Here is a 4,874-nt window from a genome sequence, read left to right on the forward strand (position 1 = left end):
CCCCTCGTGAGAGCGAGGGGCCTTCCGGCGTTTCCGGCGTTTCCGGCGTTCTCGGGTTCCGGCCTGGCCGGAGCGGCCGAACGGGCCGCCCGCCGAGGCGGACGGCCCGTGCACCACCGGCCCGGGCCGGTCAGCGGCCGCGCAGCTCGCGGTAGCGGGCGACCAGCGCCGCGGTGGAGCTGTCCAGCGCCTCCGCGCCCTCGCCGGTCACCAGCACCGGCTCGATCCGCTTGGCGAGCACCTTGCCCAGCTCGACGCCCCACTGGTCGAAGGAGTCGATGTTCCAGATCGCGCCCTGGACGAACACCTTGTGCTCGTAGAGGGCGACCAGCTGGCCGAGCACCGAGGGGGTCAGCCCGGTGGCCAGCACGGTGGTGGTCGGGTGGTTGCCCCGGAAGGTCTTGTGCGGGACCAGTTCGGCCGGCACGCCCTCGGCGGCGACCTCCTCCGGCGTCCTGCCGAAGGCCAGCGCCTGGGTCTGGGCGAAGAAGTTGGCGAGCAGCAGGTCGTGCTGGGCGACCAGGCCGGGCAGCAGGTCGGCGACCGGCTCGGCGAAGCCGATGAAGTCCGCCGGGATCACCTTGGTGCCCTGGTGCAGCAGCTGGTAGTAGGCGTGCTGGCCGTTGGTGCCGGGGGTGCCCCAGACCACCGGGCCGGTCTGCCAGCCCACCGGGCGGCCGTCGCGGTCCACCGACTTGCCGTTGGACTCCATGTCCAGCTGCTGGAGGTAGGCGGTGAACTTCGACAGGTAGTGCGAGTACGGGAGCACGGCGTGCGCCTGGGCGTCGAAGAACGCGCCGTACCAGACCCCGAGCAGGCCCAGCAGCAGCGGGACGTTCTCCTCCGGCGGGGCGGTGCGGAAGTGCTCGTCGACCAGGTGGAAGCCGTCCAGCATCTCGCGGAAGGCGTCCGGGCCGATGGCGATCATCAGCGAGAGGCCGATCGCCGAGTCGTAGGAGTAGCGGCCGCCGACCCAGTCCCAGAACTCGAACATGTTGGCGGTGTCGATGCCGAAGTCGGCGACGCCCTCGGCGTTGGTGGAGAGCGCGACGAAGTGCTTGGCGACCGCGTCGGTGTCCGCGCCCAGCTCGGTGAGCAGCCAGTTCCGGGCGGAGACCGCGTTGGTGATGGTCTCGATGGTGGTGAAGGTCTTGGAGGCGACGACGAAGAGCGTCTCGGCGGCGTCCAGGTCGCGGACCGCCTCGTGCAGGTCGGCGCCGTCCACGTTGGAGACGAAGCGGACGTCGAGGTCCCGCCGGGTGTAGGAGCGCAGCACCTCGTAGGCCATCGCGGGGCCGAGGTCGGAGCCGCCGATGCCGATGTTGACGACGGTGCGGATCCGCTTGCCGGTGTGGCCGCGCCACTCGCCGCTGCGGACCTGCCCGGCGAGGGCGGCCATCCTGTCGAGCACGGCGTGCACGGCGGGCACGACGTTCTCGCCGTCGACCTCGACGACGGCGCCGCGCGGGGCGCGCAGCGCGGTGTGCAGGACGGCCCGGTGCTCGGTGGTGTTGATCTTCTCGCCGCGGAACATGGCGTCCCGCAGGTCGGCCACACCGGTGGCCGCGGCCAGCTCGCGCAGCAGCGCCAGGGTCTCGTCGGTGACCAGCTGCTTGGCGTAGTCGACGTGCAGGTCGCCGACCTGGAGGGTGTAGCGGCGGCCGCGCTCCGGGTCGGCGGCGAACAGCTCTCGCAGGTGCGTGTCGCCGAACTCCTCCCGGTGCTTGGCGAGGGCGGCCCACTGCGGGGTGCGGTCCAGCGGGGTACGGGCGTCGGCGCGGGTCTCCGACATCGGTGGCTCCTCGATTCATCTGGGTGCAGATACCGGCAGGGCCAGGCGGGAGGGTTTCGCGAGGTCGTGCGGGTTCTGGGGGTGCGCCGACTCCGTTGACGGCCTTGCCCGGGGCCAGCCTATGCAACGCCGGGAGCCCGGGCGCACATTCCGCATCCCGACGACCCGTCGGGCCCCGCCGTCCGGACGCCCGGCCGGCTCCCGCCGGGCGTCACCGCCGTTCGGAGCGCAGGTCGAGGCCGCGCAGCACCTGGTCGACGAGCTCCGGGTCGGCGCCGGGCTCGGCCCGGGCGGCCACCATCTCGCGCCGGGAGGCGGCGATCATCTCCTGCTCGACGCTGTGCGCCGCGCGCCACTGGGCGAGGCGCTGCTTCGCGTCGGCGGCCTCCTCCTCGGCGTAGTTCTCCGGGCAGAGCCGGGCCAGCCGGTCGTGCTGACGGTCCCGCAGGCGGTCGGCGACCTCGGCGGGCAGCCGGTCGGCCTCCTCCAGTTCGCCGAGCCGCCGCAGACCGGCCTTGGCGGCCCGCCACCAGAGCTGGCGGACCTGCTGCTCGTGCCGGTCGTGGCCGAGGTCGAGCTCGAAGCGCTTGGCCAGCCAGGGCAGGGTGAGGCCCTGGACCAGCAGGGTGAAGAGCACCACGCTGAAGGCGATGAAGACCAGCCGGCCGCGCTCCGGGAAGCCCTCTCCGGAGTCCAGGGTGAGCGGGATGGCGAGGGCCAGCGCGACGGTGGCGACCCCGCGCATCCCGGACCACCAGAGCAGCACGCTCTCCTGCCAGCTGATCGGGGTGTCCTCCTCGGAGCCGGAGCGCAGCTTCTGGGAGAGCCAGCCGGCCGGGAGCAGCCAGAGCAGCCGGACCACCACGACCACGGCGATCACCACGGCGGCGTCGCCGAGCATGCCGGTCCAGCCGGAGCCGGCCTCCTTGAGGACGGTCGCCAGTTCGAGGCCGATGAGGCCGAAGGCGACGCCGGTGATCAGGATCTCGACGATCTCCCAGAAGGCGTTGCCGACCAGCCGGTAGGCGACGGCGTCCGCGTCGGCGGCCCGCTCGGCGAGGTAGAGGCCGCAGACCACGACGGCGAGCACGCCGGAGCCGTGGACCTCCTCGGCGATGCTGTAGGCGGCGAAGGGCACCAGCAGGTTGAGCGCGACCTGCTGGGTGGGGTCCTCCAGGAGGGCGGCGAGCTTGGTGTTGGCCCAGCCGAGGACGACGCCGATGACGACCGCGAGGACCGCCGAGAGGACGAAGCGCAGCACCGCGCCGCCGCCGGAGAAGTCGCCGCCGACCACGGCCTCGATGGCCAGCGAGTAGACGACGATCGCGGTGACGTCGTTGAACAGGCCCTCGCTCTCCAGGATGGAGACCAGTCGGCGGGGCAGGCCGACGCTGCCGGCCACCGCGACGGCGGCGACCGGGTCGGGCGGGGAGACCAGGGCCCCGAGTGCGATGGCGGCGGCGATCGGCAGTCCGGGCAGCAGCCAGTGCACGGTGCCGGCCACGGCGGCGGTGGTGACCACGACCAGGGCGACGGCGAGCAGCAGGATGGAGCGGATGTTGGCCTTGAAGTAGCGCACCGAGGAGCGCCGGGCGACGGCGAAGATCAGCGGTGGCAGGACCAGCGGCAGGATCAGCTCGGGCTCGATGGAGATGTCGGGGATCTGCGGGATCAGCGCCATGGCGAGGCCCAGCAGGGTCATCAGCACGGGTTGGGGCACGCCGGTCCGGCGGGCCAGCGGCATGGTCACCACGGAGGCGAGCAGCACCAGGAAGAGCAGGGGCAGCTGGCCCACGGGGACGTCCTCTCGGTGGCGGGCGGGGCGCACGGGTGTGCGGGTCCGGACATGGCCCGGGCCGCCGTCGAGGATAAATCCGACAATGATCTCAACTGGTGCGACACGCCGGGGAGGGGTTGACCTCAAGTGGGCTTCACCCCGCAGGATCGGGGGACCCGAGACCCGCTCCACGGGACTCGGCCGGATCCGACAGGAGTGCCCGCGATGAAGGCAGTGACCGTTCCCCGGTTCGGCGGCCCCGAGGTGCTGCGGGTGGCCGCGGTGCCCGACCCCGTGCCCGGCCCCGGCGAGGTGCGGGTCCGGGTCTACGCCGCCGGGGTGCAGCCGGTGGACCTCGCGATCCGGGAGGGCGACGCCCCGGCCGGCATCGAGCTGATCCCCGGGCTGACCCCCGGCAACGAGTTCGCCGGGGTGGTCGACCGGGTCGGGGCGGACGTCGAGGGCTGGGCGGTCGGGGACGAGGTGCTGGGCTTCCGGCTGCTCGGCTGCGCGGCCGAACTGGTCGTGGCCGACGCCGCCCGGTTGGTGCGCAAGCCGTCCGGGATGCCCTGGGAGCACGCCGGCGCGCTGTCCGCGTCCGGGCAGACCGCGCACATCGCGCTCGACGGGCTGAAGGTCGGCGAGGGCGACACCGTGCTGGTGCACGGCGCGGCCGGCGGGGTCGGCACGGTGGCCGTCCAGCTGGCCCGGACCCGGGGCGCCACGGTGATCGGCACCGCGAGCGGGCGCAACCACGACTACCTGCGGGAGCTGGGCGCGATCCCGGTCGCGTACGGCGAGGGCCTGGTCGAGCGGGTCAGGGCGGCGGCGCCGCAGGGTGTGGACGCGGCCTTCGACGCGGCCGGGCGCGGCGCCCTGGAGGCCTCCGTCGAACTGGTCGCCGACCGGGCCCGGATCGGCACCGTGGTCGACTACCCGGGGGCCCTGCGCCTGGGCGTGCTGGGGGTCCGGGGCGAGCGGACGGCGGCCCGGCTGGCCGAGCTGGTCGGCCTCTGGGAGTCCGGTGCGCTGCGGCTGGAGATCGCCGACACCTTCCCGCTGGAGCGGGTGGCCGAGGCGCACCGGCTGGTCGGCGCCGGGCACGTCCGGGGAAAGGTCGTCCTCACCCCCTGAGCGGCTCCGCGGGCGGGGCTCCGGGCCGATTGTGTGTTTCGGCCGCTGACCAGGTAATGTCTTCCTCGTCAGCAGGCGCCGCTAGCTCAGTTGGTTAGAGCAGCTGACTCTTAATCAGCGGGTCCGGGGTTCGAGTCCCTGGCGGCGCACAGACAGCCGGAAGGCCCCTCG

The 4,874-nt window shown here is 73.4% G+C and carries 3 protein-coding genes and 1 tRNA gene; 2 read left to right on the forward strand and 2 right to left on the reverse strand.

What is annotated here, in order from left to right; all coding sequences use genetic code 11:
• Window positions 1-130: 130 nt before the first annotated feature.
• Entirely contained in the window at window positions 131-1,792 is a 1,662-nt protein-coding gene (pgi, locus tag ACFU74_RS36060; protein WP_380764355.1) for a glucose-6-phosphate isomerase, read from the reverse strand.
• Window positions 1,793-2,003: 211 nt separating this feature from the next.
• Window positions 2,004-3,587 (reverse strand): Na+/H+ antiporter, encoded by a 1,584-nt coding sequence (locus tag ACFU74_RS36065; protein WP_380764356.1) that lies wholly within the window; start codon window positions 3,585-3,587, stop codon window positions 2,004-2,006.
• Between the two features lie 207 nt (window positions 3,588-3,794).
• Here ACFU74_RS36065 and ACFU74_RS36070 point away from each other — a divergent pair, with 207 nt between their 5' ends.
• Window positions 3,795-4,703, forward strand: a complete 909-nt coding sequence (locus ACFU74_RS36070; protein ID WP_380764357.1) for an NADP-dependent oxidoreductase — start codon at window positions 3,795-3,797, stop codon at window positions 4,701-4,703.
• Between the two features lie 75 nt (window positions 4,704-4,778).
• Window positions 4,779-4,852, forward strand: a tRNA-Lys gene (locus tag ACFU74_RS36075).
• Window positions 4,853-4,874 lie beyond the last annotated feature (22 nt).

Origin of the sequence: Kitasatospora sp. NPDC057500 (assembly GCF_042802195.1) — a bacterium.
Lineage (GTDB): Bacteria > Actinomycetota > Actinomycetes > Streptomycetales > Streptomycetaceae > Kitasatospora.

Excerpts from the sequence above, each read along its gene's own strand:
- ACFU74_RS36070 (WP_380764357.1), top strand. The coding sequence starts at position 3,795 with ATGAAGGCAGTGACCGTTCCCCGGTTCGGCGGCCCCGAGGTGCTGCGG.
- pgi (WP_380764355.1), bottom strand. The coding sequence starts at position 1,792 with ATGTCGGAGACCCGCGCCGACGCCCGTACCCCGCTGGACCGCACCCCG.